Origin of the sequence: Angustibacter luteus (genome assembly GCF_039541115.1) — a bacterium.
GTDB classification, from domain to species: domain Bacteria; phylum Actinomycetota; class Actinomycetes; order Actinomycetales; family Angustibacteraceae; genus Angustibacter; species Angustibacter luteus.
On record NZ_BAABFP010000005.1, the window covers coordinates 105,901 to 131,414 of the forward strand.

Consider the following 25,514-nt stretch of genomic DNA (forward strand, 5'->3'; position numbering starts at 1 on the left):
GGAGCCCACCGGTGGCCGCACCGTCCGACGCGCCCCGCCGTGCCCGCCGGGGCGACGTGGCCAGCGCCCCTCGCACCGCCGCGGTCTGGGAGGTGGTGTCTCGCACCGCAGCTGCCCTGCAGCGCGCGCAGCCGGATGCCGACGCCCCGCTCACCGTGCTCGACGTCGGTGGCGGCACCGGCGGCCTCGCCGTCCCGCTCGCCTCGCTCGGCCACCACGTCACCGTCGTCGACCCGAGCCCGGACGCGCTCGCTGCGCTGGCCCGCCGCGCCGAGGAGGCCGGTGTCGTCGGCCGGATCACCGCCGTCCAGGCGGACGCCGCGCAGCTCGCCCAGGTGGTCGGGCCAGGCAGCGTCGACCTGGTCTGCTGCCACGGCGTGCTGGAGTACGTCGACGAGCCCGCCGAGGCCGTCGGGGCCGTCGCCGACGTGCTGCGTGACGGTGGCGCAGCCAGCCTCCTGGTCGCCCAGCGCCTTGCCGTCGTCCTCGCCCGTGCCCTGGCCGGCCGGTTCGCCGAGGCCGTGCACGCGCTGGACGACCCGGCCGGGCGGTGGGGGATGGCCGACCCCTTGCCGCGTCGCTTCGACGCGACCGACGTCATCGCCCTCGCCGAGGCGGCCGGCCTGTCCACCAGCAGCGACCTGGCGGTCGTGCACGGGGTGCGCCTGTTCAGCGACCTCGTGCCCGAGGCACTCGTCGACAGCGAGGACGCCCGCACGGCCCTGCTCGACCTGGAGCGCCAGGCCGGCGACCACCCGGACCACCCAGAGCTCGCCTCGCTGGCTGCCCAGCTGCACGTCGTGGCGGTTCGCGAGCCACGGTGATCGAGACCGTGATCGAGACGGTGACGACACCGGTGACGACACCGGTGATGACAGGGTGACGGCATGAGCCGGCGCCAGATCACCGCGGCCCACCGCCCGCAGGACGCGGACGACACGGGCTGCACGATCTTGCACGCCGACATGGACGCCTTCTACGCGTCGGTGTCCCTGCTGGAGCGGCCCGAGCTCGTCGGCACCCCGGTGATCATCGGCGGTTCCGGCAGCCGGGGTGTCGTGCTGTCCGCGACGTACGAGGCCCGCACGTTCGGCGTGCACGCCGCGATGCCGATGTCCCGGGCCCGCCGGCTGTGCCCGCGCGCGGTCGTGATCGAGCCCGACCACAGCCGGTACGCCACGGTGTCGCGCGGGGTGATGGCGGTGTTCGCCGACGTCACCCCGTACGTCGAGCCGCTGTCCCTGGACGAGGCGTTCCTGGACGTCGCCGGCTCGGTCAGGAGGCTCGGCCGCCCGCGCGAGATCGCCCAGCACATCCGCGACCGGGTGCACGACGAGCAGGGCGTCGCGGTGTCGGTCGGGGTGGCGTCCACGAAGTTCGTCGCCAAGCTGGCCTCCGGGCTGGCCAAGCCGGACGGGCTGTTCGTCGTCCCGGCCGAGCAAACCCTGCAGGTGCTGCACCCGCTGCCGGTGGGCGCGCTGTGGGGCGTGGGGGAGAAGACCGAGGAGACGCTGCACCGGTACGGACTGCGCACCGTCGGCGACCTCGCGCACACGCCGGTGGACACCCTGCGCCGAGCGCTGGGCCAAGCCGTCGGCACCCAGCTGTTCGAGCTGTCCTGGGGGCGGGACCCGCGCAGCGTCGTCCCGGTGCAGAGCGAACGCAGCATCGGCAACGAGGAGACCTTCGCGCACGACGTCGACGACCCCCAGGTGATCCGCCGCGAGCTGCTCCGGCTGTCCGAGCGCACCGCGGCCCGCCTCCGGTCAGCCGGTCAGGTCGGCAAGACCGTGTCCATCAAGGTCCGGTTCGCGGACTTCACGACCATCACCCGGGCCCGCACCCTGCCGCAGGCGACCGACGTCGCCCGCGAGGTGTACGCCACGGCGAGCACCTTGTACGACGCCCTGGGGCTGCAGCGCAGCCGCATCCGACTCGTCGGCGTCCGGGTCGAGGGACTGCAGCCCGCCGAGCAGCAGCAGCGCCAGCTCGCCCTGGACGACAAGCCCTTCGGGTGGCGTGACGCCGAGCGCGCGGTCGACCGGGCCAGCGCCCGGTTCGGCGCGGGCAGCGTCCGGCCGGCCAGCCTGGTGGACCCGGAACGAGCCGCTTCAGGGCCCGGTGAGGGGGACCAGCCAGGCGCTGGTCGGGGGTCCCGGTGAGGTCCGGTTGGTCCAGCTCAGCGAACCGATTCCCCGGTCCGCTTTCGCGCGGCCCCTGGGCGACCTATCCTGGGGATGCCAAGGATTGACGACGACCGCTCCACCAGCCGTCGTCCTCCATCGACTCAGTGCCACTGGGGAGGTCACCGTGCCGCTTTCCGAGCACGAGCAGCGGGTGCTCGAGCAGATGGAGCACGCGATGGAGGCCGAGGACCCGAAGTTCGCCACGGCCATGCGCGGGCGTACCCCGAAGGCGCGTCAGCGTCGCCGCATCATGGTGGGCAGCATCGGTGTCGTCGTCGGCCTCGTACTCGTCGTTCTCGGTGTCGCACAGGGGGTTGTCGCACTCGCCGTCGCTGGATTCGTCCTGATGCTCGGCGCCGGTGCGCTCGCCCTGACGCCCCCGCGCAAGCAGACGGCCAAGGGTGCAGCCACCCACGCGCCGGGCCCGCTCGGGGCGGTGGCGCCGGACGGCAGCACCAAGCCGCGCAAGCAGCGGGCCGCGAAGGCGAACGGCTCGTTCATGCACCGCCTCGAGCAGCGCTGGGACCACCGCAAGGACCAGGGCCAGGGCTGGTAGAGCCAGCCCCACCGCGTCGTCGGCGCCCGGAGGCTTCCTTCCGGGCGCCGCTTCATGTCCGATCTCGGCACGTCGGGTGCCGATCCCGCGCCGCCTCGAGGTGGCTAGCGCTCCTTCTTGTGCAGCCGCGGCTTGCGCAGCCGGTGCGTCGCGCGGGCGATGCGCTCGTCCCAGCCGCCGACGACACGGCCCAGCCGACGGCCGGCCATGCTGATCCGCGACGTCCCCGAGTGCGGGTAGAGCACGGCCCGCAGACGCTGCGAGCGCGGTCGCGTCCCGGAGACGGCTCGCACGACGGTGCGGACGTCCCCGCGCAGATCCCCGGCCTGGCTGCCGGGGCGGGCGTACCGCGCGCGTTCGACCGTCGTGGTGATCCGGGACAGAGCCGCCTGGGAGTCATCGGACAGGTCGGCGGCCGAGCGCAGCCGGTGGTCGACCTGTCGAGGGGTGAGCGCCATCGACAGCGGGATGCCCAGGTCGGCGACCTGCTCGTGCAGGTCGGCCCACGAGGCCTCGGCATCCACGCCGTCCTGCGCGGCGCGGCGACGGCGGCGACGACGTCCGAGCCACGCCGTCACCGGTGTGACCAGCAGGGCCGCGAGCAGCAGCAGGGCGATGCCGAGGACCTTGACTCCCAGCCCGAGGGACTGATCCTGCGCCTGCGTGCTGGCCGTGACGGCATCTACTTCGCCGGTGCGCTCGCGCGCCTCGGCGTCCTGCAGAGCGCCCACCCGGGGGTCGAGCGAGGCGGTGGACGTCGCGCCCGCCCCGGCGGTCGCGCCGCTCGTCGGGCCGCTGGTCGCGGAACCGGTGGCGCCGACCTGCGCCCAGATCGGGGCGGAGCCGGTGCGCGCGGCCGGGGTCGGCTCGAACCGAACCCACCCCACGTTCTGGAAGTACAGCTCGGGCCACGCGTGCGCGTCGGTGAGCTTGACCGTCCACCAGTTGTCCTCGGCGACGGTGCCGGGCAGGAACCCGACCCCGATGCGGGCGGGGATGCCCAGCGAGCGAGCCATCACGGCCATCGCGGACGAGAACTGGATGCAGAAGCCCTTGCGCTCGCGCAGGAAGTCGGCCACGGCGTCGCCCCCGGAGTCCGAGGGTGCGTCCGTCGAGTAGGTGAACTTGCCACCGGTGCGGAACCACTCCTGCAGCGCCATCGCCTGGTCGTACTGGTTGGTCAGGCCCTTGGTCACCGTGCGAGCGGTGTTCGCCACGACGTCCGGCAGGCTGCGGGGCAGGCGCGTGTAGGCCTGCATCGACTGGTCCGGCAGGACCGGTGCGTTGCGCAGCTGGTCCACGGTCGGCCGCACGGCGAGGTACGTGACGCTGTAGTCCTTGCCCCGCACGGTCTCGCCGTCACCGATCACGTTCAGGGTGGACGCGTCGTACAGCCAGGCGCCCTTGATGTCGACTCGCTTGGTCGGGTACGGCAGCGGCAGGAAGTCCTGGTCGAGACTCGAGCTCACCTCGACCTTCATCGTGTACTGGCTCTGCGATACCTCGGGGGACAGGCCGGGCGCGTTCGGCAGGCCCTGGCTGGCCCGGTTGCGCCGCGAGACGTCGCGGGTGCCGGGCTTCCAGGTGTTGCCGTCGAACGTGTCGGCGGTGACGATGCGCAGCGGCTGCACGTCGGCCTGCGTCGTGTTGTAGCGCAGGATCTCGATGTTGCGCCGCGGCGTCAGGTTGTCTCGCAGCGTCAGCACGGGGTTGATCACGGTCACCCCGTTCAGTCCCGTCGTCGTACCGCCGGAGCCACCACGGGTGAGCAGGCCGTCGGAGACACCGGGCAGCGCTGCGGGAACGACCACCGCGAGGGCGATGGCAGCGAGCCCGACCCGTCGGCCGGTCGCGGCCATCGCCGCGGTGTCGTTGCCGAACGTCTGGCGGCTGGCGCCGATACCCGAACCCCAGCGGGGAAGCAGTCGGCCCCAGCGCAGCACCCGGCTGCTCGCGTCGTGCGCGAGCAGCAGCAGCCAGCCCGTGGCGGCAGCGACGAAGTAGCGCCACTGCAACCCGTCGGGCACGACGGCTGCTGGAACCGCGTACAGCGCGAGCAACGGGATCCCCGCGGCGGCGGGCGCGCGCAGGCCGACGACGAGCAGGTCGACGAGCACGGCGATGGAGAGCACGCCGATGGCCAGGATCAGCGAGATGCCGTGCGACGTCGGGACCGGTGCGGCGTAGCGGTTGATGGTGTCCCCGCCGTCGGCCACCACGTCTCCCAGCCGGGCGATGGCGGCCGGGCCGGGCAGCAGCCCGGCGATCGCCGTCTCGCCGGCGAACACCGTGGTGAGCACGATGCCGCCGGCCGCCAGCTGGAGCGGGGCGACGAGCACCTTCGGGAAGCGCGCGGCCCGGGCGCCCATGCCGACGACCATCACCACGAGGATGAGGACGATGCACGGCCCCTGCCAGTCCTTGCCGTCGACGACCGGTGCGAGCGACCACGTGGTCAGCAGGGTGGCTAGCGCAGCCAGCACGGGAGCGAGTCGGTCCCTGGTCATCGCCGGGCCCCCCCGACCGTGCGACCGGCGCCGATCCGTCGCCAGGTGTGATCCAGCGGCTCCTGGCTGCGCACCGGCACGACGTCCCAGCCGGCGGCCCTCAGCTGCTCGACCTGCGCCATCGTGCGGGCCGACACCTCCGCGCGCAGCGTGGCGTCGTTGATGGCCGACGTGGTGTCGGCGACCAGGGCGATGCAGTTGGTGCCCGCCTGGTGCAGGCTCGCGAGCAGCGAGGTGTCCTGCGCGTCGATCTCGCCGAGCGCGGCGACGACGAGGCCGCCCGTGGCGGCCCGAGCCGCGGCGTGCACGGCTCGTCGCAGCTCGATCTCGCCGCCGGCGCTCACGGCGGACAACGTGTCCAGGACGGCCGACGAGGTGGACTCGCCGCCGCTCGAGATGTGCGCCCAGGGGTTCGCCGACTCCTGACCCTCGGTGCCGTCCACCATGCGCACCGCGTAGCCGCGGGCGGCCAGGTGCACCGCGACGGAGCCGATGGCCGAGACCGCCCACTCGAAGCTGGAGGCGCTGCCGTCGCCGCGGTGGGCCGCCCGGCGGCGGTCCAGCAGCAGGGTGGCCCGGCTCTGCCAGGGCTGCTCCTCGCGGCGGACCATGAGCTCGCCGCGACGGGCGGTGGATCGCCAGTGCACCCGCCGCAGGTCGTCGCCCTGGTGGTACTCGCGGGTCGTGACGTCGTCCTCCCCGGAGGCCGAGACGGCCCGCGGCCGGCTGTCGCCCGACCCGCTCCAGTCGCCCGGGAGCTGCACCGGGGGGAGTGCCACCACCCGCGGGATGACGATCAGCTGGTCTCGTGCGGTGAACGAGCGGCGGTGCTCACCCATGCCGAACGGGTCCGTGAGGGTCAGGCTGAGCGGGCCGATCAGGAAGCGGCCACGGACGTCCGAGCGCACCGGGTAGCTGACGGCTCGGCGCTCGCCGGGCTCCAGCCCGGGCAGGACGAATCGCGGGCGGGTGCCGAGCGTGTAGGGCACCTGCTCCTCGGCCAGGACCATGCCGCAACGCGTGCTGGACACGTTGGCCACCTCGAGCACCACCTGGGACGCCTTGCCCACCTCGACCCGGACCGGGGAGACCGACCGGGAGCAGGCGAGCCGGTAGCGCGACCGGCCCAGCACCACGACGGTCAGCACGGGAACGAGGGCGAGCAGCACCCCGACCCGCAGCAGGTCCTGCTGGCCGAGCACGACTGCGCACAACGCGCACGTGAGGCCGGCCGCGAGCACTGCGCGACCCCGCGTGGTGAGCCGCGACAGCGGCCCGAGCAGGGTGCGGCCGAGCTTGCGGCGAGAGGCGCGCAGGGTCACCGTGGGGCCGTCAGCTCACCGGGCCGGCGGGCACCGGCACCCGCTGCACGAGGTTCGTGACGACGTCCTGCGCCGTCCGCCGGGCCAGCAGCGCGTCGGGGGTCAGCAGCAGCCGGTGGGCGAGGACCGGGACCGCCAACGACTGCACGTCGTCCGGCAGGACGTGGTCCCGACCCTCGAGGGCCGCCTGCGCGCGGGCCGCCCGCAGCAGGTGCAGGGTCGCTCGCGGCGAGGCCCCGAGTCGCAGGTCGGAGGTGGACCGGGTGGACTCGGAGATGTCCACGACGTACTGCTTGACGGCCTCGGAGACCCACACCTCGCGGGTCTGGGCCACGAGCTCGCGCACGTCCGCCGCGGTGGCCACGGGCTGCACCAGGTCCAGCGGGGACGACGAGCCGTGGCTGCTGAGCATCGCGAGCTCGGAGGCCGTGCCCGGGTAACCCATCGAGACGCGCGCCAGGAAGCGGTCCCGCTGCGCCTCAGGCAGCGGGTAGGTGCCCTCCATCTCGATCGGGTTCTGGGTGGCGACGACGATGAACGGGGCCTCCAGGTGGTAGGTGACGCCGTCCACGGTGACCTGGCGCTCCTCCATGCACTCGAGCAGGGCCGACTGCGTCTTCGGTGAGGCGCGGTTGATCTCGTCACCGAGGACGACGTTCGCGAAGATCGCGCCGGGCTTGAACTCGAAGTCGCGGGTCTCCTGGTTGTAGATGCTCACCCCGGTGACGTCGCTGGGCAGCAGGTCAGGGGTGAACTGCACCCGGCGCACGCTGCAGTCGATGGCCCGGGCCATGGCCTTGGCGAGCATGGTCTTGCCGACGCCGGGGACGTCCTCGATCAGCAGGTGCCCCTCGGCGAGCAGGGCGGTCAGGGCGATCCGGACGACGTCCGGCTTCCCCTCGATGACCGAGCCGATGGCGTCGGCAATGGCTCCGGTGGTCCGGCGCAGCTGCGCCAGGTCCAGGTCGGATCGGGTCTGCGGGGCGCTCATCGCGCTCACGGGGCCTCCTGCATCGGGCTTCTGACCATCTGCTGCTGACCATCGGCTACTGACCATCGGCTACTGACTCGCGCACTGCTGACTCGCTCACGGCGAAGACGCACGTCGATCCATTGTCGGCGCGAACACCCCACCTGGCGAGAGTGAAGTCTGGCACCGACCAGGGACATCGGGCAGTCACGACGTACCGTCCCGTGTCCTGTCCGTTCCCTTTTCGTGTCCTGACGTCCGGTTCGTCTGGCCAGGTCACCCGGATGGAGCAGCAACCCGCCGTCACAACGTGTACGGGTGCCAAGCGGTTCCGGTTCGAACGCGGCGTGATTCTCTCGCGCCGGGGCGGGCCTCCACTTCGCTCCACGGTCGGCCCCGGCCGCGCGGCTCGGCGCCCACCTGAAGCCGACGACGTGCTCAGCAGTTCGGCTCCCACCGTGAGCGGGGTGGCTGATCCGCGCCGTCGGCGCCGATCGCCCTCCACCCGCGAGATGTCCGTTTCATCCCTGCTGACCTGCGGTTTTGTCGTGCCGTGACCTTCCCCAAATGGCCGAACCTGCTTGACCGGGGAGTGAAGTGGAGTAATGTGGAGGACGTCGGAGGGATGGGGGGATCTCGCCGGCAGGTCGGTGCAGGGTCGGCAGGCGGTTCAGGTCCGCGGTTCGGGGAGGGAGGTGCGTGATGTTCCTTGGCACGCACTCGCCCAAGCTGGACGACAAGGGCCGGCTGATCCTGCCCGCGAAGTTCCGCGACAAGCTCGCCGGTGGCCTGGTGGTCACCCGCGGTCAGGAGCGGTGCCTGTACGTCTTCGCGATGGACGAGTTCGGCCGGGTCGCGGAGCAGCTGAGGTCCGCACCCGTCACCAGTCGTGCGGTGCGCGACTACCTGCGCGTGTTCCTGTCCGGCGCGAGCGACGAGGTGCCGGACAAGCAGGGCCGGGTCACCATCCCGACCGTGCTGCGCGAGTACGCCGGTCTGGGGCGCGACCTCGCGGTCATCGGGACCGGCGCCCGCATCGAGATCTGGGACGCGACCGCCTGGAACGACTACCTCGCCGCCAGCGAGCAGGCCTTCTCCGAGCAGGCGGAAGAGGTGGTCCCGGGACTGCTCTGACCCGCACCGACCCGCTGCCCACCCGTCTGCCCCATCCGTCAGTCCTGGTCTCCACCCGCTCCCGCTGTCCTGGCGCACCTTCCCCGGTGCCAGGCCGAACCCTCGGAGCGGTTGGGGACCAGGCCGGACGGCCGCAGGACCCAGCCGACAGCTCGACCCGACCCCCTGACGAGAGGAACGACCATGACGCGGACCGGCGACGCCGCCTCGCGGCACGCGCCGGTCATGCTGTCGCGCATCGTGTCGCTGCTCGCGCCCGCACTCGGCGAGCCGGGCGCGGTCGTCGTCGACGGAACGCTGGGGATGGGTGGGCACGCCGAGGCGTTGCTGACGGCCTGCCCGGACGCCGTCCTGGTCGGGATCGACCGCGACCGGGAGGCGCTGGCACTGGCGGGGGAGCGGCTCACCCCGTTCGGGGACCGGGTCCGCCTGGTGCACGCGGTGTACGACGAGATCGGTGAGGTCCTCGACCGGCTCGGTCTCGGACCGGTGGCCGGGGTCCTGCTCGACCTCGGTGTCTCGTCGCTGCAGCTCGACGAGGACGACCGCGGCTTCGCCTACCGGGTGGATGCACCGCTGGACATGCGGATGGACGCGGGCGAGGACCTGACCGCCGCCGAGGTGCTCAACACCTACGACGCCGGGGACCTCACCCGCATCCTGCGCGAGTACGGCGAGGAGCGGTTCGCCCGGCGGATCGCCGCGGCAGTGGTCCGCGAACGCGCCGTCGAGCCCTTCACGACGTCCGCCCGGCTGGTCGAGCTCGTCCGGGCCAACGTGCCGGCGGCGACGCGGCACAAGGGCGGCAACCCGGCCAAGCGCACCTTCCAGGCTCTGCGCATCGAGGTCAACGGTGAGCTGGACGCCCTGGCAGCGGCCCTCCCGGCCGCTGTGGACGCGCTGGCCGTCGGTGGCCGGATCGCCGTCCTGGCGTACCACTCGCTCGAGGACCGCATGGTCAAGCGCGAGCTGGCCGCGGGGGCGCACAGCAGTGCACCGCCGGACCTGCCGGTGGAGCTGCCCCAGCACGCGCCGTACCTGCGCCTGCTGACCCGCGGCGCCGAGGTGCCGGACGCAGACGAGCTGGAGACGAACTCCCGGGCCGCCTCCGCGCGGTTGCGGGCCGCGGAACGGACCCGCCCCGGAAGGAGCGCAGCATGAGCCAGACCCTCGCCGCCACGGCGCACCGGCGCTCCGCGTCCGCCACCGGTACCCCGACCCCGACCGCCCGCCCCACCCCCCGCGCCCCGCGAGCGAGCCTGCGGGTCGTGCACGCGCCGGCGGTCGACCGCGGCCGGACGGCCTTCGTGATCGGCTGCATGCTGCTCCTGGTCGGCGGCCTGCTGGGGCTGCTGATGATCAACACTGCGCTCGCCCAGGGCTCGTTCACCCTGCACGACCTGCAGGAGCGCTCCGACGAGCTCGGCGACCAGCAGCAGTCGCTGCGCCAGTCCATCGACAGCCAGGCCGCCCCGGAGCGACTGGCCAGCCGGGCCAGGGCCCTGGGCATGGTGCCGTCGCAGGGGGCGGCCTTCGTGCTCCTGCCCGACGGGCGGCTGGTCGGCGTGGCGACCCGGGCGACAGCCCCTCCGGCGCCTACCGTGAAGGCGACGGGCGCGGCTGCCCCGACGGCCACCGCGGGCGTGACGACCAAGCCCAAGAACGCGGCGAAGCCGACGAAGACGACCGGACAGCACGCCACGGCCACCGCCGGGGCCACGAGAACGAGGTGAGGGTGGACGCCAAGGGGGCACGCGGCTCCGCCCGTTCCGGCACCCCCAACCGGGTGCCCGCCCAGCGCAAGCCCGCCGCCCGTTCGGCGAGCCGGACCACCACCCGTCCGACCCCTCGCTCGACCACCCGCCCGGCCGCGCAGCGCTCGGCCCGGGCGGCCGGGCGGCCGGCGTCCCAGCAGCGCGGCGGACGTCGTCCGCCGCCTCCGCCTGCTCGCCGCCCCAAATTGGGGCATCCGCAGCGCCGGGCGCGCGCCATGTTCATCGGGGTCTGCTTCGTCCTGAGCCTGTTCGCGGTGCAGCTGCTGCGGTTGCAGGCGCTGGACGCGTCCGCGATGGCCGAGCAGGCTCTCGGCAGCCGGCTGACCACCGTGCCGGTGTCGGCCGCCCGCGGCGAGATCGTGGACCGCAGCGGCGTCGTGCTGGCCACCAGCCTGGAGCGCTACAACGTCACCGTCGACCAGACGACCGTGCAGCTCTACAAGAAGTACGAGCGGGATCCGGTCACCGGCAAGAAGCATGAGGTCACGTTGGGGATCGCCGGTGCCGCTGCCGCGCTGGCACCGGTGCTCGGGATGGACGTCGCGACCGTCGAGGCCAAGCTCACCGGCACCCGGCGCTTCGCCTACATCACCAAGGGGGTCACCCCCGAGGTGTGGCGCAAGGTGGACGCCCTCGGCGTGACCGGGATCTACCCCGAGCGCACCACCCAGCGGTCCTACCCGGCGGACGGCGTCGGCGCCTCCGTCGTCGGGTTCGTCGGGAAGGACAACACGCCGCTCGCCGGCCTCGAGCTCAAGCTGAACAAGCTGCTCACCGGGACGCCCGGCAGCCAGACGTACGAGCGCGACCCGCAGGGTCGGCACATCCCGACCGGCGACATCGCGCAGAAGGCCGCGGTGCCGGGCAGCACCGTGCAGCTGACCCTCGACCGCGACCTGCAGTGGAAGGCCGAGCAGGCGCTCGCCGCCAAGGTCAAGGAGACCGGCGCCCTGTCCGGGACGGTCGTCGTGATGTCGGTGGACGGCAGGATCCTGGCGCTGGCGAACGCCCCGACGTTCGACCCGAACGTGCCGGCGCAGAGCAAGCCGGCGAACCTGTCCAACCGCGCACTGTCCGAGGTCTACGAGCCCGGCTCGACCAGCAAGGTGATGACCGCCGCCGCCGCACTCGAGGAAGGCGTCGTCACCCCGTCGACGCCCTTCGAGGTGCCCGGCGAGATCCACCGGGCCGGCAAGGTCTTCCACGACTCCCACGCGCACGCCGTCGAGGCCCTGACGTTCGCCGGGGTGCTGGCGAAGTCCAGCAACGTCGGCACGATCATGGCCGGCGAGAAGCTCGCGCCGACGACCATGTACTCCTACCTGAACAAGTTCGGCATCGGGCAGCCCTCCGGTCTGGCCTTCCCCGGCGAGAGCCGGGGCATCCTGGCCCAGCCGCAGGACTGGAGCGGGTCGCAGCGGTACACGGTGCTCTTCGGCCAGGGCCTGTCGGTGAACGCGGTGCAGGCGGCCGGGGTCTACCAGACCATCGCCAACGACGGCGTGCGGGTGCAGCCCGAGCTGGTGGCCGGCACCGTCGACGCCAACGGCACCCTGAAGCCGGCCGCGGCCCCGAAGCAGACGCGGGTGGTCAGCGCCAAGACGGCGGCCACCCTGCGCCGGATGCTCGAGGGCGTGGTCAGCAAGGACGGCACCGCGCCCGAGGCCAAAATCGCCGGGTACCGGGTGGCCGGCAAGACGGGTACGGCGCAGCGCTTCGACCCGACGTGCGGCTGCTACCGCGGCTACACCGGCTCCTTCATCGGCATGGCCCCCGCGGACGACCCCCAGCTGGTCGTCGCGGTCACCCTGCAGCGTCCGGTCCGTGGGTACTTCGGCGGCACGGTCGCCGCGCCGGTGTTCAAGGACGTGATGACCTACGCGCTGCAGAAGATGCAGATCCCGCCGACCGGGTCGAAGTCGCCCACGATCCGGCTCACCCCGAAGGACCGGTAGCCTCGCCACCGTGTCTGCAGCCGCTGTGACGTCGCCCGGGCTGCGCCCATCGATCTCGACGGGGTGCACGCTGCGCGAGGTCGTCGACACCTCCCCGGAGCCGATCCGGTGCCCCGCTGAGGCACTCGCGTCCCGGGTGCTCGGGGTGACCCTGGACTCCCGGTCCGTGCGTCCCGGTGACCTCTACGCAGCCCTGCCGGGATCGCGGGTGCACGGCGCCGAGTTCGCCGCCGCGACCGCCGCGTCCGGAGCTCGGGCCGTGCTCACCGACGAGCACGGAGCGACCCTGGTGGCCGCGGCAGGGGTCGACCTTCCCGTGCTGGTCACCGCCGACCCCCGGGCGGTGCTGGGCTGGGTCGCCTCGACGGTCTACGGCAACCCGGCGGGGGACGTGACCCTGCTGGGCGTGACGGGGACGAACGGCAAGACCACCACGACGTACCTGATGGACGCCGTGCTGCGGGCTGCGGGCCGCAGCACCGGACTGGTCGGCACGGTCGAGACCCGGGTCGCCGACGTCCGCGTCCCCAGTGTGCGCACCACGCCCGAGGCCCCCGACCTGCACGCGCTGCTCGCCACGATGCGCGAGCGCGGGGTCCAGGTCTGCTCGATGGAGGTGTCCAGCCAGGCACTGGCCCAGCACCGGGTGGACGGCGCCGTCATGGACGTCGCCGGCTTCACCAACTTCAGCCAGGACCACCTCGAGCTGCACGGGGACATGGACACGTACCTGGCGGCCAAGGAGCTGCTGCTCACCCCCGCGCACAGCCGCCGGGCCGTCGTCGTCGTGGACGACGAGGGCTCGCGGCACGCCGCAGCCGGCGCCACCGTCCCGGTGACCACGCTGTCCGGCCGACCGGACGCCGACACGCACTGGCGGGTCGTGCGCCGTTCGCCGCGGGCCGGGGGGATCGACTTCGTGCTCGCCGACCAGGCGGGGCAGGAGCTGGCCCTGCGCTGCCCGCTCCCAGGCGACTTCAACGTGCTCAACGCCGCCCTGGCCGCCGTGATGCTGCTGACCGCCGGGCTGAGCGCCGAGCAGGTGCGCAGCGGGTTGGCCGCCGCCGACGGCGTCCCCGGGCGCATGGAGCGGGTCAGCGAGCCCGGCCGCGACCCGCTCGCGGTGGTCGACTACGCGCACACCCCCGACGCGGTCGGCGCGGCCCTGCAGGCGCTGCGGCCGGCGGCGTCCGGTCGCCTGGTCGTCGTCCTCGGTGCGGGTGGGGACCGCGACCCCGGCAAGCGTCCTGGCATGGGTGGTGCCGCGGCCCGCTACGCCGACGTCGTGGTGGTCACCGACGACAACCCGCGCACCGAGGACCCGGCCGCGATCCGCACCGCCGTCCTGGCTGGTGCCAGGTCCGCCGCGGTGGACGGAGTCGAGGTGATCGAGGTCGGCGACCGCCGGGCCGCCATCGAGGAGGGCGTCCGGCAGGCCGCCGGCCCCGGTGACGTCCTGCTCGTCGCCGGCAAGGGCCACGAACCCGGCCAGGAGGTCGCTGGCGTCGTCCATCCGTTCGACGACCGGGCCGAGCTCGCTCGGGCCCTGCGTGAGGCCCGCTCGTGATCCCGCTGACCCTGGCCGAGCTGGCCGCCGCGACCGGCGCCCGGCTGCACGGCGACCCCACGACGCTGGTGGACGGCGAGGTCGTCACGGATGCCCGTCTCTGCGGCCCCGGCAGCCTCTACGTCGCGCGCCGGGGTGAGCACGCGGACGGGATGGACTACGTGCCGCAGGCCGTCGGGCGTGGCGCCGTGGCGGTGCTGGCCGAGCGGCCGGCGGACGAGCTGGGCACCCTGGTCGTCGACGACGTCCAGCTCGCGTTCGGGGCGATCGCGCACGAGGTGGCGCAGCGGGTGCCGGGGCTGCGGGTGGTCGCGATCACCGGGTCCTCGGGCAAGACGAGCACCAAGGACCTGCTGGCCCAGGTGCTGGCCGAGCACGGGCCGACCGTCGCCACCGTGGAGTCCTACAACGGCGAGGTCGGCGTCCCGCTGACCGTCTGCCGGGTCGAGCCCGGCACCGCCCACGTCGTCGTCGAGATGGGCGCGCGCGGCCTGGGCCACATCCGCTACCTGACCGAGATCGTGCGCCCGGACGTCGCGGTCGTCCTGAACGTCGGCGCCGCGCACGTGGGGGAGTTCGGCTCCGTCGAGGTCATCGCCCGCGCCAAGGCCGAGCTCGTGCAGGCGCTCACCCCCGACGGGGTCGCCGTGCTGAACGCCGACGACCCGCGGGTCCGAGCCATGGCCGGCGCCACGGCCGGCCGGGTCGTCCTGGTCGGGCGCTCCGAGGACGCCGAGGTGCGCGCCGCCGACGTCCTGCTCGACGACCAGGCCCGGGCGTCGTTCTCGTTGCAGCGCGGCGCCGAGGCGGCCCCGGTCCGGCTCGCGCTGCACGGCGAGCACCAGGTCGGCAACGCGCTCGCGGTCGCCGCCGTGGCCCTCGAGCTCGGGATGTCGCTGCCGGACGTCGCGCAGGCGCTGGGCCGGGCCCGCCCGGCGAGCCGCTGGCGGATGGAGGTCACGGAGCGCCCGGACGGAGTGCGCATCGTGAACGACGCCTACAACGCCAACCCGGACTCGATGCGAGCCGCACTGAAGGCGCTGGCCAGCATGGGCGAGGGGCGCCGCACCTGGGCCGTCCTCGGCGAGATGCTCGAGCTGGGGGACAGCACGATCGACGAGCACGACCGCATCGGCCGGCTCGCGGTGCGGCTCAACGTGTCGCGGCTCGTCGCCGTCGGCCCGGGGGCCCGCGCGATCCACACCGGTGCCACCCAGGAGGGATCCTGGGGGGAGGAGTCCATGCACGTGCCGGACGTCGAGGCGGCCTACGCGCTGCTCGCCGAGCAGCTGAAACCAGGGGACGTCGTGCTGTTGAAGTCGAGCCGGGACGCCGGCCTGCGCCATCTCGGGGACCGACTCGCGGGGGTGGGCGCATGAGGGCCGTCCTGATCGCGGCTGCCGTCTCGCTGATGGTCTCGCTGCTGGGCACGCCGGTGTACATCCGCTGGCTCACCAAGCAGGGGTACGGCCAGTTCATCCGGGACGACGGCCCGACGTCGCACCACACCAAGCGCGGCACGCCGACCATGGGCGGCACGGTCATCATCCTGGCGGCGCTGCTGGCCTACGGCGCGGCCCACCTCATCACCACGAACCCGCCGACGATGAGCGCGATCCTGGTGCTGTTCCTGATGACCGGCCTCGGCGTCGTCGGCTTCCTGGACGACTTCATCAAGATCAGCAAGCAGCGCAGCCTCGGGCTGCGCACCGTGCCCAAGCTCATCGGGCAGTCGGTGGTGGCCCTGCTGTTCGCCGTGCTGGTGCTGCAGTTCCCCAACCACAAGTTCCGCACCCCGGCCTCGACCCAGATCTCGTTCATCCGGGACACCCGGTTCGACTTCGCGTTCGCGGGGGCCACGCTCGGCGTCATCCTGTTCTGCATCTGGGCGTACGTGATGATCGCGGCGACCAGCAACGGCGTGAACCTCACCGACGGCCTGGACGGCCTGGCCACCGGGGCCAGCACGCTGGTGTTCGCGGCGTACGTGCTGATCGGCACCTGGCAGTCCAACCAGAGCTGCCAGCTGCTCGGCGACGGCGAGACCGGGGCGACCGCCCTGAAGTGCTACGAGGTCCGCGATCCTCGTGACCTGGCGGTGGTCGCCGCCTGCCTGATGGGCGCGTGCATCGGGTTCCTGTGGTGGAACGCCTCGCCCGCGAAGATCTTCATGGGCGACACGGGGTCGCTCGCCCTCGGCGGCGCGCTGGCCGGCCTGGCGATCACGACCCGCACCGAGCTGCTGCTGCTCGTCGTCGGCGGCCTCTTCGTGCTCATCACGCTCTCCGTCATCATCCAGGTCGGCTCGTTCAAGCTGACCGGCAGACGGGTCTTCCGGATGGCACCGCTGCAGCACCACTTCGAGCTGCTCGGCTGGCACGAGGTCACCATCGTCATCCGGTTCTGGATCATCGCCGGACTGTTCGTGGCCCTCGGCCTGGGCATCTTCTACGCGGAGTGGGTGGTCGGTTCGTGAGCGAGGCGGCTGGCCGGCTCGACGCCCTGACCGACTGCGACGCGGACTGGGCCGGCCTCGACGTCGTCGTGGCCGGGTTGGCGGTCAGCGGGTTCGCCGCCGCCGACGCGCTGCTGCAACGCGGGGCCCGTCTGGTCGTGCTGGACGGTCGAGAGGGCGCCGCCGAGCAGGAGCGGGCCGAGATCCTGCGCATCATGGGAGCCGACGTCCGGCTGGGTGACGATGCGACGACGTCGCTGCCCGGGCGCCCCGACCTGGTGGTGACCTCGCCGGGCTGGCGGCCTGAGCAGCCCGTGCTCGCCGCAGCAGCCGCGGCTGGGATCCCGGTCTGGGGCGAGGTCGAGCTGGCCTGGCGGATGCGTCCGGCGCACGGCGGTCCGCCCTGGCTGACCCTGACCGGGACGAACGGCAAGACCACGACCGTCCGGATGCTCGCGTCGATGCTCGAGGCGGCGGGGCTCAAGGCCGCGGCCGTGGGCAACGTGGGGACGCCGATCCTGCACGCCGTGCTCTCCGAGCAGCCGCTGGACGTGCTGGCCGTCGAGCTGTCCAGCTTCCAGCTGCACTGGTTGGGACCGGACCGGGCCCGCTCCGTGGCGCCGCTGGCCAGCGCCGTCCTCAACGTCGCGCCCGACCACCTCGACTGGCACGGCAGCCTCGAGGCCTACACCCGGGACAAGGGCGAGGTGTACGAGCGCACCGAGGTGGCCTGCGTCTACAACGTGCAGGACCCGCGGACCGAGCAGCTGGTGCGCGACGCCGACGTCACCGACGGCTGCCGCGCGATCGGCTTCACCCTCGGCACCCCGTCGGTCGGGATGGTCGGGGTGGTGGACGACGTGCTGGCCGACCGGGCGTTCGTCGAGGAGCGCCGCACGTCGGCCGCCGAGCTCGGCACGCTGGACGACGTCCAGGGCGACTCCCCGGTGCTGGCCCCCCACCAGGTGTCGAACGCGCTGGCCGCGGCCGCGCTGGCCCGGGCGGCCGGGGTGCCACCCGCCGCGGTGCGCAACGGCCTGCGCGGGTTCCGGCCCGACCCGCACCGCATCGCGCACGTCGCCACGGTGGACGGCGTGACCTGGGTCGACGACTCCAAGGCGACCAACCCGCCGGCTGCTGCCGCGTCGCTGGCCGCGTTCGAGCACGTGGTCTGGGTGGCCGGCGGGCTGCTCAAGGGCGCGGACGTCGACGACCTGGTCCGGGTGCACGCGCCGCGCCTGCGCGCCGCCGTGCTGATCGGTCGGGACCGGGACCAGATCGCCCGGGCGATCGCGCGACACGCGCCGGATGTCCCGGTCGTGGAGGTCGACCCGTCGGAGACTGGCCTCATGGACGACGTCGTGCGCCGCGCCGCAGGTCTGGCGCACCCCGGCGACACCGTGCTGCTCGCCCCGGCGGCGGCGTCGATGGACCAGTTCCGCGACTACGCCCAGCGCGGGGAGGAGTTCGCCGCCGCCGTCCACCGGTTCACTCGGTCACGGCAGGGGGAGTAGCACGTGAGCAGCCAGGTCGACCGGCGCGAGGCGTTCGCCGTGCCGCAGTCGCGACTGCGTCGGCACGTACCGGCCGCGGAGCGGCTGGACTCGCCCGTGACCACCTACTACGTGCTGCTCGGCTCGACGCTGCTGCTGCTGGTCATCGGGCTGGTCATGGTGCTGTCGGCCTCCTCGGTCACGTCGCTGTCCAAGAGCGGGTCCTCGTTCACCGTGTTCCTGAGCCAGCTCCGATTCGCCGTGATCGGGCTCCCGCTCATGCTGGTCGCCTCCCGCGTGCCGGTCCGCTGGTGGAAGCGCTTCGGCTGGGTCGTGCTGATCGGTGCGCTCGCCGCCCAGCTCCTGGTCTTCACCGGGCTCGGGGTCAGCGTCAACGGCAACCGCAACTGGATCGAGCTCGGCGGCCAACGGCTGCAGCCCTCCGAGGGGCTCAAGCTCGCGCTCGTGCTGTGGGGCGCCGCCGTGCTGGCCCGCAAGCGGCTGCTGCTGGACCGCTGGGTGCACGTGCTGGTCCCGGTGCTCGCGCCGGTCGGCGTGCTGGCCATTGCGCTCGTGCTGGCCGGTCACGACCTCGGGACGGCGTTGGTCCTGCTGATGATCCTGGGGGCACTGCTGTTCGCCGCAGGGGTACCCGCCCGGATGTTCCTGTTCGCCGGCGCGGCCATGAGCGGCCTGGTGGCCGTGATGGTCAGCACCAGCCCCAACCGCATGCAGCGCATCGAGTCGTGGCTGGGTGGGGGCTCGTGCACTGAGGTCCTCACCACCTGCTACCAGTCGATCCACGGCAAGTACGCGTTGGCCGACGGGGGCTGGTGGGGGGTCGGGCTGGGCGCGAGCCGCGAGAAGTGGTCCTGGCTTCCCGAGGCGCACAACGACTTCATCTTCGCCATCATCGGTGAGGAGCTGGGGCTGCCCGGCGTCCTCGTCGTCCTCGCGCTCTTCCTGCTGATCGGCTGGGCCTGCCTGCGGCTGGTCACCCGCAGCGACGACCTGTTCGTCCGCATCGCGTCGGCCGCGACGATGGCCTGGCTGCTCGGCCAGACCCTGATCAACGTCGGCGCCGTCATCGGGATGCTCCCGGTCATCGGGCTGCCGCTGCCGCTGGTCTCCAGCGGCGGCTCCGCGCTGATCACCTCGATGCTGGTGCTGGGCATGCTGATGGCCTTCGCCCGCGCCGAGCCTGGTGCGGCGCAGGCCTTGGGGGCGCGCGCGGGACTGCTGCGGCGCTCGCTCGCGGTCCTGCCGGGGCGGCGCGGGTCGTGACGACGTCCGTGCTGCTCGCCGGCGGGGGGACCGCCGGTCACGTCTCACCGCTGCTGGCGCTGGCGGACTGCCTGCGCCGGCGCGACCCGGCGACCCGGATCACCGTGCTGGGCACCACCGAGGGGCTCGAGGCGCGGCTGGTGCCGGCGCACGGGTACGAGCTGCTGACCATTCCCAAGGTGCCGATGCCGCGCCGTCCAGGTCCGGCCCTGGTTCGGCTGCCCGGACGCCTGTCGTCGGCCGTGCGGGCCGCGTCCGACGCGGTGCGCACCAGCGAGGCGGACGTCGTCGTGGGCTTCGGCGGGTACGTGGCCGCGCCCGCCTACCTGGCCGCGCGCCGGCGTGGCGTGCCGATCGCCGTGCACGAGCAGAACCCGCTTCCCGGGGTCGCCAACCGGCTCGGGGCCCGGCTGACCCGCTTCGTGGCCACCACGTTCGCGGACACCCAGCTGCCGCACGCCGTGCACACCGGGATGCCGCTGCGCCAGCAGATCAGCAGCCTGGCCGGCCTCAGCGGGGCCGAGCGCGCCGAGCGCCGGGCCGCGGCCCGGGCCGAGCTCGGGCTGGACCCGGATCGCCAGACCTTGCTGGTCACCGGCGGGTCGTCGGGCGCGCAGCGGCTGAACGAGACGTTCGGCGCCGCCGCGCCGGAGCTGCGGGCGGCGGGCGTCCAGGTCCTGCACGTGAGCGGGCTGGGCAAGCACGTGCACGTCGAGAGCGCGCCGGACGACGGTCGCGACGTCGGCGCCCCCTACGTCGTGCTGCCGTACCTGGACCGGATGGACGAGGCCTACCTGGCCGCGGACCTGGTGGTCTGCCGGTCGGGGGCCAACACGGTCTGCGAGCTGGCGACGGCCGGCCTCCCGGCGGCGTACGTGCCGCTGCCGATCGGCAACGGCGAGCAGCGGCTGAACGCCGAGCCCGTGGTGGCCGCCGGCGGCGGGCTGCTGGTCGACGACGCCGGCTGCACGCCGGCCTGGGTCCGCGAGGTGCTGCTGCCGCTGCTGGCCGACTCGGCCGCTCTGGCGTCGATGGCCCAGGTCGCGACCCGGTTCGTCGTCCCGGACGCCGACGAGCGGCTCGCCGACCTGGTGCTGGCCGCGGCTGCCAGCAGGCAGTCATGAGGCGGCAGCCGTGATCGCGGACACGCCGGCCGCGGACCTGTCGCCCGTGCACTTCATCGGCATCGGCGGCGCCGGGATGTCGGGCATCGCCCGGATCATGCTGGCCATGGGGCTGCAGGTCAGTGGCAGCGATGCCAAGGACTCCCTGCTGCTCACGGCGCTGGCCGCCGAGGGTGCCACGGTGCACGTCGGCCACGACCCGCGTCAGCTCGACGGTGTGCGCACGGTGGTCGCCTCGTCGGCGGTGCGGGACACCAACCCCGAGCTCGCCCGGGCACGCGAGCTGGGCCTGCAGGTGCTGCACCGTTCGGCGGCGCTCGCGGCGGTCAGCTCCGGACGCCAGGTCGTGGCCGTGGCCGGCACCAACGGCAAGACCACGACGACGTCCATGACCACCGTGATGCTGCAGCACTGCGGGCTCGACCCGTCGTTCTCGATCGGCGGCGAGCTGACCGAGAGCGGGACCAACGCGCACCTGGGTAGTGGTGCGGTGTTCGTGCTGGAGGCGGACGAGAGCGACGGCACGTTCGTCGTCTACCGGCCGCAGGTCGGGGTCGTCACCAACGTCCAGCCCGACCACCTCGACTTCTACGGCACCGCCGAGGCCGTCGAGCAGGGCTTCCTGGAGTTCGCGCGCAGCATCCGTCCCGGCGGACTCCTCGTCGCCTGCGCGGACGACACCGGCTCGGCCCGGCTGGCGGAGCGAGCGGCCGCCGAGGGGATCGCGGTCCGTACCTACGGCGAGTCGGACGGCGCCGACGTCCGGCTGGACGACCTGGTGCTCGACCAGTCCGGGTCGGGTTTCGAGGTCTGGTCGGCTGGTCGGCCGGTCGGCCGGGCCCGGGTCAACGTGCCCGGCCACCACAACGCGTTGAACGCGCTCGCGGCGTGGACGGCGATCGTCGCCGTCGGGGTGGCGCCCACCGACGCGCTCGCGGCGATCGGCTCGTTCACCGGGACCCGGCGCCGTTTCGAGCCCCGCGGCAGCGCGGGCGGGGTCCGGCTGTTCGACGACTACGCGCACAACCCCGGCAAGGTCGCGGCCGCGCTGCAGACGGCGCGCCAGGTCGCCGGGGACGGTCGGGTGGTCGTGGTGTTCCAGCCGCACCTGTACAGCCGCACCAAGGACTTCGCCGTCGAGTTCGGCCGGGCACTCGGGCTGGCTGACGAGGTGGTCGTGATGGACGTCTACGCCGCCCGGGAGGACCCGCAGCCGGGAGTGTCCGGTGCACTGGTCGCTGACGCCGTCCCGCTGCCGCCCGAGCACGTCGCGTTCGTGCCGTCGTGGTCGGCGGTGGCCGGCGCGGTCCGAGCGCGGGTGCGGCCGGGGGACCTCGTGCTGACCGTGGGTGCGGGGGACGTCACGATGCTGGCCGACGAGCTGCTGGCCCTGCTGGGTGGGTCGGACCCGCGATGAGCACGCGGACGACGTCGGTGCGCGAGAGCGGGGCCGAGACGTCCGCACGGTTCGAGGCCCGGGCCCGGGCGGCCCGGTGGCGGGCGCGCCGTCCGGTGCTGGTGACCGCGCTCGTGGTCGTCGCCCTGCTGGGACTGGGGCTGCTGGCCTACGCGGGGCCGCTGCTCACCGTCCGGACGATCGAGGTGCGCGGGGTCACCGGGACGATGGCCGAGCAGGTGAGACAGGCTGCGGCCGGCGCTCGGGGCGAGCCGCTCGGCCGGGTCGACACGGGTGGGCTCGGACGCCGGGTCAAGGACCTCCCGCAGGTGGCCGACGTGTCGGTGGAACGAGGCTGGCCGACGACGCTGCGACTGGTGGTCCGCCCGCGCGTCGCGGTCGCTGCCGTCCCCTCGAGCGGCGGTGGCTACCGTCTCGTGGACGCGTCCGGGGTGGCGTTCGAGGCCGCCGCCAAGGCGCCCAAGGGGCTGCCGGTGCTGCGGGTGCCCGTCGGGCCGGAGTCGGCGGACACCCTGTCCGCGGCACTGACGGTGCTCGACGCGGTGCCGGCCGGCATGCGCTCGAAGATCAGCCGGGTGAGCGCGACGTCGCCGGACGACGTCCAGATGCGCTGGGGCGCGGCCACCGTCGTGTGGGGGAGTGCGCAGGACAGCGAGCTCAAGGCGGAGGTGCTCACCGCCCTGTCGAAGCACCGGGCGACGGTCTACGACGTGAGCTCGCCGCACACGCCGGTCCTGCGCTGAGCTGGCCGCCCTGAGAGCGGGCGTTCGGGTTGTCGGGCAAGGGATGTCCCGACACGCCGGGCGATGTCGTTGGCGACCGGGCGATCGGCACCTAGCGTCTTCGACCAGGACGAGGTTGACATAACTATAACCCTCAAGTTGAGGGTCAGGGTCACCATCAGGGCACCATCCAGTGAGAGGCACTCGACGTGGCTGCACCGCAGAACTACCTGGCCGTCATCAAGGTCGTCGGCATCGGCGGCGGCGGCGTCAACGCGATCAACCGGATGATCGACGTCGGGCTCAAGGGCGTCGAGTTCATCGCCGTGAACACCGATGCACAGGCCCTGCTGATGTCGGACGCCGACGTGAAGCTCGACGTCGGCCGCGAGCTGACGCGCGGGCTCGGCGCCGGCGCGGACCCCGAGGTCGGCAAGAAGGCCGCCGAGGACCACGCGGAGGAGATCGAGGAGGTGCTGCGCGGCGCCGACATGGTCTTCGTGACCGCTGGTGAGGGCGGCGGCACCGGCACCGGTGGCGCCCCCGTCGTGGCCCGGATCGCGCGCTCGCTCGGCGCCCTGACCATCGGCGTCGTCACCCGCCCGTTCACCTTCGAGGGGCGTCGGCGCGCCAACAGCGCCGAGGCTGGCATCGCCCAGCTGCGCGACGAGGTGGACACCCTCATCGTGATCCCGAACGACCGGCTGCTGTCGATCAGCGACCGCGCCGTGAGCATGCTCGACGCGTTCCGCAGCGCCGACCAGGTGCTGCTGTCCGGCGTCCAGGGCATCACCGACCTGATCACCACCCCCGGCCTGATCAACCTCGACTTCGCCGACGTGAAGTCGGTCATGCAGGGTGCGGGCAGCGCCCTGATGGGGATCGGATCGGCCCGTGGCGAGGACCGCGCCGTCCAGGCCGCCGAGCTGGCGATCTCGTCGCCGCTGCTCGAGGCCAGCATCGATGGTGCCTACGGCGTGCTGCTGTCCATCCAGGGTGGCAGCGACCTCGGGCTCTTCGAGATCAACGAGGCCGCCCGCCTGGTCCAGGAGGCCGCGCACCCGGAGGCGAACATCATCTTCGGTGCGGTCATCGACGACGCCCTGGGCGACGAGGTGCGGGTCACCGTCATCGCCGCCGGTTTCGACGGTGGCGTCCCGACCCAACGCAAGGACGACCGCGCGCTCGGCCAGATCACTGGCTCGTCGACGTCCAGCGGCATCCGCACGGCGCCCCCGTCGTCACCGAGCTACGCCGGAAACGGTGCGTCCAACGGCCACGGTGCGAGTCAGCGCCCCTACTCCACCAACGGTTCCACGACCGCGAGCGAGCCCGCCCCGGACGGCGCGCAGACGGGCCAGGCGCCGGTTCCGGCGCGGCGCGACGAGCCCGTCGTCGTCCCGGACACGCTCGAGCCGGTGCGCGCCCGCGCGCCGCGCTCGGTGGTCTTCGACGACGCCGACGACGAGCTGGACGTGCCCGACTTCCTGAAGTAGTCGGTAGGGCAGACTGGCCGGGTGATCGCCTGGACCGAACGACTCGAGGGTCGCGCCGGCCCAGGTGCACCCGTCGTGGACCTGGCGCTCACGGACCGGGTCGGTGGGTCCAGCCCGGCGCCGTACGCGACCGCGGGCGGCGCCGGCGGCCTGAACCTCGGCTCCCACGTCGGCGACGACCCGGCTCTGGTGGTCGCCAACCGGACGGCGGTCGCCGCCGCGCTGGGGCTGCCGACGGACCGCCTGGTCGTGGCCAACCAGGTCCACGGGGCCCGCGTGGTGCAGGTCGACGGCCCGTGGGTCGGCGCGCCTGCTGACGCCGATGCCCTGGTCACCACCTCGACCGAGCTCGCGCTCGCCGTCCTGGTCGCGGACTGCGTGCCGGTGCTGCTGGCGGCCCCGGACGACGGAGTCGTGGCCGTGGCCCACGCCGGGCGTCCGGGGATGGCGGCCGGCGTCGTGCCGGCCGCCGTGTCGGCCATGCGTGACCTTGGTGCCCGACACGTGGTCGCCCGGCTCGGGCCGTCGGTGTGCGGGCGCTGCTACGAGGTCCCGCTGGACCTGCGCGAGCAGGTCGCCGCGTCCCAGCCCGCCAGCCGCACGGTGACGTGGACGGGTACGCCCGCTCTGGACGTCGCCGCCGGGGTGCTGCAGCAGCTCGCCGAGCTGGACGTGCCGGTGCGGCAGCTGCCGGGCTGCACCCGCGAGTCGGACAGCCTCTACTCCTACCGCCGCGACGGCCGAACCGGCCGCTTCGCCGGCGTCGCGGTCCTGCGGTCCGCCGGGAGCGGGACGTGAGCGGCCAGGACGGTCGGCGTCGCGACGAGCTGGCCGCCGGGCTGTCCCAGGTGCGCCAGCGGATCGACCGGGCCTGCGCCGGGGCCCAGCGGGATCCGGCCGAGGTGACGCTGGTCGTGGTGACCAAGACGTTCCCCGCCTCGGACGTGGCTGCGCTCGTCGACCTGGGCGTCCGCGACGTCGGGGAGAACCGCGACCAGGACGCGGCAGCCAAGGTGCTGGCGACCGACGTCCTGCTGGCGGCAGGGCAGTCGCGGCCCCGATGGCACTTCGTGGGCCAGCTGCAGCGCAACAAGGCTGCCTCGGTGGCGCGCTACGCCGACGTCGTCCACTCGGTGGACCGACTGGCCCTCGCTCGAGCGCTGGGCAAGGCGGCACACCAGGCAGGCCGTCGCCTGGAGGTGCTGTTGCAGGTCTCGTTGGATGACCCGCAGGGCGCGAGCGGACGCGGCGGCGTCGCGCCGTCCGAGCTGCTGGACCTGGCAGCCGGGGTGGCGGGCACGGAGGGGCTCGACCTGCGCGGCCTGATGGCCGTCGCACCGCTCGACGGACCGCCCGGGCCCGCGTTCGCCCGGCTCGCCGGGCTGGCTGGCCAGCTGCGCGAGCAGCACCAGGGCGCCACCTGGATCTCGGCCGGCATGAGCGGTGACCTCGAGGAGGCGGTGGCACATGGTGCGACACACCTGCGTGTCGGGAGCGCGGTCCTCGGATCACGTCCGTCACTCCGGTAACGTCCAAAACCGTACGCGGGCG

21 protein-coding genes are annotated in these 25,514 nt (G+C 73.4%); 18 read left to right on the forward strand and 3 right to left on the reverse strand.

Annotation, left to right across the window (positions count from 1 at the left end; genetic code table 11):
* Positions 1 to 11 precede the first annotated feature (11 nt).
* The 3 genes from ABEB17_RS09630 to ABEB17_RS09640 all read left to right on the forward strand — a co-directional run bounded on the left by ABEB17_RS09630 (position 12) and on the right by ABEB17_RS09640 (position 2,742).
* Positions 12 to 824, forward strand: a complete 813-nt coding sequence (locus tag ABEB17_RS09630) for a methyltransferase domain-containing protein (RefSeq protein WP_345716485.1) — start codon at positions 12 to 14, stop codon at positions 822 to 824.
* 63 nt (positions 825 to 887) lie between these two features.
* Complete coding sequence (locus ABEB17_RS09635) at positions 888 to 2,162, forward strand: DNA polymerase IV (protein ID WP_345716486.1); 1,275 nt, start codon at positions 888 to 890, stop codon at positions 2,160 to 2,162.
* Between the two features lie 148 nt (positions 2,163 to 2,310).
* Positions 2,311 to 2,742, forward strand: coding sequence for a DUF3040 domain-containing protein (locus ABEB17_RS09640; protein ID WP_345716487.1), 432 nt, complete (start codon positions 2,311 to 2,313; stop codon positions 2,740 to 2,742).
* 104 nt (positions 2,743 to 2,846) lie between these two features.
* On the opposite strand, the gene ABEB17_RS09645 is transcribed toward ABEB17_RS09640, so the two are convergent.
* The 3 genes from ABEB17_RS09645 to ABEB17_RS09655 are packed head-to-tail and all read right to left on the reverse strand — an operon-like array spanning position 2,847 to position 7,562.
* Positions 2,847 to 5,249: a transglutaminase TgpA family protein gene (locus ABEB17_RS09645; protein WP_345716488.1), complete on the reverse strand. Its 2,403-nt coding sequence runs from the start codon at positions 5,247 to 5,249 to the stop codon at positions 2,847 to 2,849.
* The gene (locus ABEB17_RS09650; protein ID WP_345716489.1) at positions 5,246 to 6,571 is read right to left on the reverse strand and encodes a DUF58 domain-containing protein; all 1,326 of its coding nucleotides are present in this window, start codon (positions 6,569 to 6,571) and stop codon (positions 5,246 to 5,248) included. The genes ABEB17_RS09645 and ABEB17_RS09650 overlap by 4 nt, the downstream gene beginning before the upstream one ends.
* Positions 6,572 to 6,581: 10 nt before the next feature.
* Positions 6,582 to 7,562, reverse strand: coding sequence for an AAA family ATPase (locus ABEB17_RS09655; RefSeq protein WP_345717318.1), 981 nt, complete (start codon positions 7,560 to 7,562; stop codon positions 6,582 to 6,584).
* Between the two features lie 681 nt (positions 7,563 to 8,243).
* On the opposite strand from ABEB17_RS09655, the gene mraZ reads away from it, so the two are divergent.
* From mraZ to ABEB17_RS09730, 15 genes are all read left to right on the forward strand, one after another.
* A complete protein-coding gene (mraZ, locus tag ABEB17_RS09660; RefSeq protein ID WP_345716490.1) occupies positions 8,244 to 8,675 on the forward strand; it encodes a division/cell wall cluster transcriptional repressor MraZ in 432 nt (143 codons plus the stop codon).
* Between the two features lie 183 nt (positions 8,676 to 8,858).
* A complete protein-coding gene (gene rsmH, locus ABEB17_RS09665) occupies positions 8,859 to 9,836 on the forward strand; it encodes a 16S rRNA (cytosine(1402)-N(4))-methyltransferase RsmH (protein ID WP_345716491.1) in 978 nt (325 codons plus the stop codon).
* Entirely contained in the window at positions 9,833 to 10,408 is a 576-nt protein-coding gene (gene ftsL / locus ABEB17_RS09670; RefSeq protein ID WP_345716492.1) for a cell division protein FtsL, read from the forward strand. Before rsmH ends, ftsL begins: the two co-directional genes overlap by 4 nt.
* Before the next feature lie 2 nt (positions 10,409 to 10,410).
* A complete protein-coding gene (locus ABEB17_RS09675) occupies positions 10,411 to 12,405 on the forward strand; it encodes a peptidoglycan D,D-transpeptidase FtsI family protein (RefSeq protein ID WP_345716493.1) in 1,995 nt (664 codons plus the stop codon).
* A gap of 10 nt (positions 12,406 to 12,415) precedes the next feature.
* Positions 12,416 to 13,972 (forward strand): UDP-N-acetylmuramoyl-L-alanyl-D-glutamate--2,6-diaminopimelate ligase, encoded by a 1,557-nt coding sequence (locus ABEB17_RS09680; RefSeq protein ID WP_345716494.1) that lies wholly within the window; start codon positions 12,416 to 12,418, stop codon positions 13,970 to 13,972.
* Positions 13,969 to 15,351 carry a UDP-N-acetylmuramoyl-tripeptide--D-alanyl-D-alanine ligase gene (locus ABEB17_RS09685; protein ID WP_345716495.1) on the forward strand — a complete coding sequence of 461 codons (1,383 nt, stop codon included), beginning with the start codon at positions 13,969 to 13,971 and terminating at the stop codon, positions 15,349 to 15,351. The genes ABEB17_RS09680 and ABEB17_RS09685 overlap by 4 nt, the downstream gene beginning before the upstream one ends.
* A complete protein-coding gene (gene mraY / locus ABEB17_RS09690) occupies positions 15,348 to 16,448 on the forward strand; it encodes a phospho-N-acetylmuramoyl-pentapeptide-transferase (RefSeq protein ID WP_345716496.1) in 1,101 nt (366 codons plus the stop codon). The genes ABEB17_RS09685 and mraY overlap by 4 nt, the downstream gene beginning before the upstream one ends.
* Positions 16,445 to 17,941: a UDP-N-acetylmuramoyl-L-alanine--D-glutamate ligase gene (murD, locus tag ABEB17_RS09695; protein ID WP_345716497.1), complete on the forward strand. Its 1,497-nt coding sequence runs from the start codon at positions 16,445 to 16,447 to the stop codon at positions 17,939 to 17,941. The genes mraY and murD overlap by 4 nt, the downstream gene beginning before the upstream one ends.
* A gap of 3 nt (positions 17,942 to 17,944) precedes the next feature.
* Positions 17,945 to 19,204 carry a putative lipid II flippase FtsW gene (gene ftsW / locus ABEB17_RS09700; protein WP_345716498.1) on the forward strand — a complete coding sequence of 420 codons (1,260 nt, stop codon included), beginning with the start codon at positions 17,945 to 17,947 and terminating at the stop codon, positions 19,202 to 19,204.
* On the forward strand, positions 19,201 to 20,328 hold the full coding sequence (gene murG, locus ABEB17_RS09705; protein ID WP_345716499.1) for an undecaprenyldiphospho-muramoylpentapeptide beta-N-acetylglucosaminyltransferase: 1,128 nt from the start codon (positions 19,201 to 19,203) through the stop codon (positions 20,326 to 20,328). The genes ftsW and murG overlap by 4 nt, the downstream gene beginning before the upstream one ends.
* 10 nt (positions 20,329 to 20,338) lie before the next feature.
* The gene (gene murC, locus ABEB17_RS09710; RefSeq protein ID WP_345716500.1) at positions 20,339 to 21,745 is read left to right on the forward strand and encodes a UDP-N-acetylmuramate--L-alanine ligase; all 1,407 of its coding nucleotides are present in this window, start codon (positions 20,339 to 20,341) and stop codon (positions 21,743 to 21,745) included.
* Entirely contained in the window at positions 21,742 to 22,488 is a 747-nt protein-coding gene (locus ABEB17_RS09715) for a cell division protein FtsQ/DivIB (RefSeq protein ID WP_345716501.1), read from the forward strand. Before murC ends, ABEB17_RS09715 begins: the two co-directional genes overlap by 4 nt.
* 188 nt (positions 22,489 to 22,676) lie before the next feature.
* Entirely contained in the window at positions 22,677 to 23,963 is a 1,287-nt protein-coding gene (gene ftsZ / locus ABEB17_RS09720) for a cell division protein FtsZ (RefSeq protein WP_345716502.1), read from the forward strand.
* A 21-nt stretch (positions 23,964 to 23,984) separates the two neighbouring features.
* Positions 23,985 to 24,761 carry a peptidoglycan editing factor PgeF gene (pgeF, locus tag ABEB17_RS09725; protein ID WP_378226922.1) on the forward strand — a complete coding sequence of 259 codons (777 nt, stop codon included), beginning with the start codon at positions 23,985 to 23,987 and terminating at the stop codon, positions 24,759 to 24,761.
* Positions 24,758 to 25,492: a YggS family pyridoxal phosphate-dependent enzyme gene (locus ABEB17_RS09730; protein ID WP_345716503.1), complete on the forward strand. Its 735-nt coding sequence runs from the start codon at positions 24,758 to 24,760 to the stop codon at positions 25,490 to 25,492. Before pgeF ends, ABEB17_RS09730 begins: the two co-directional genes overlap by 4 nt.
* Positions 25,493 to 25,514 lie beyond the last annotated feature (22 nt).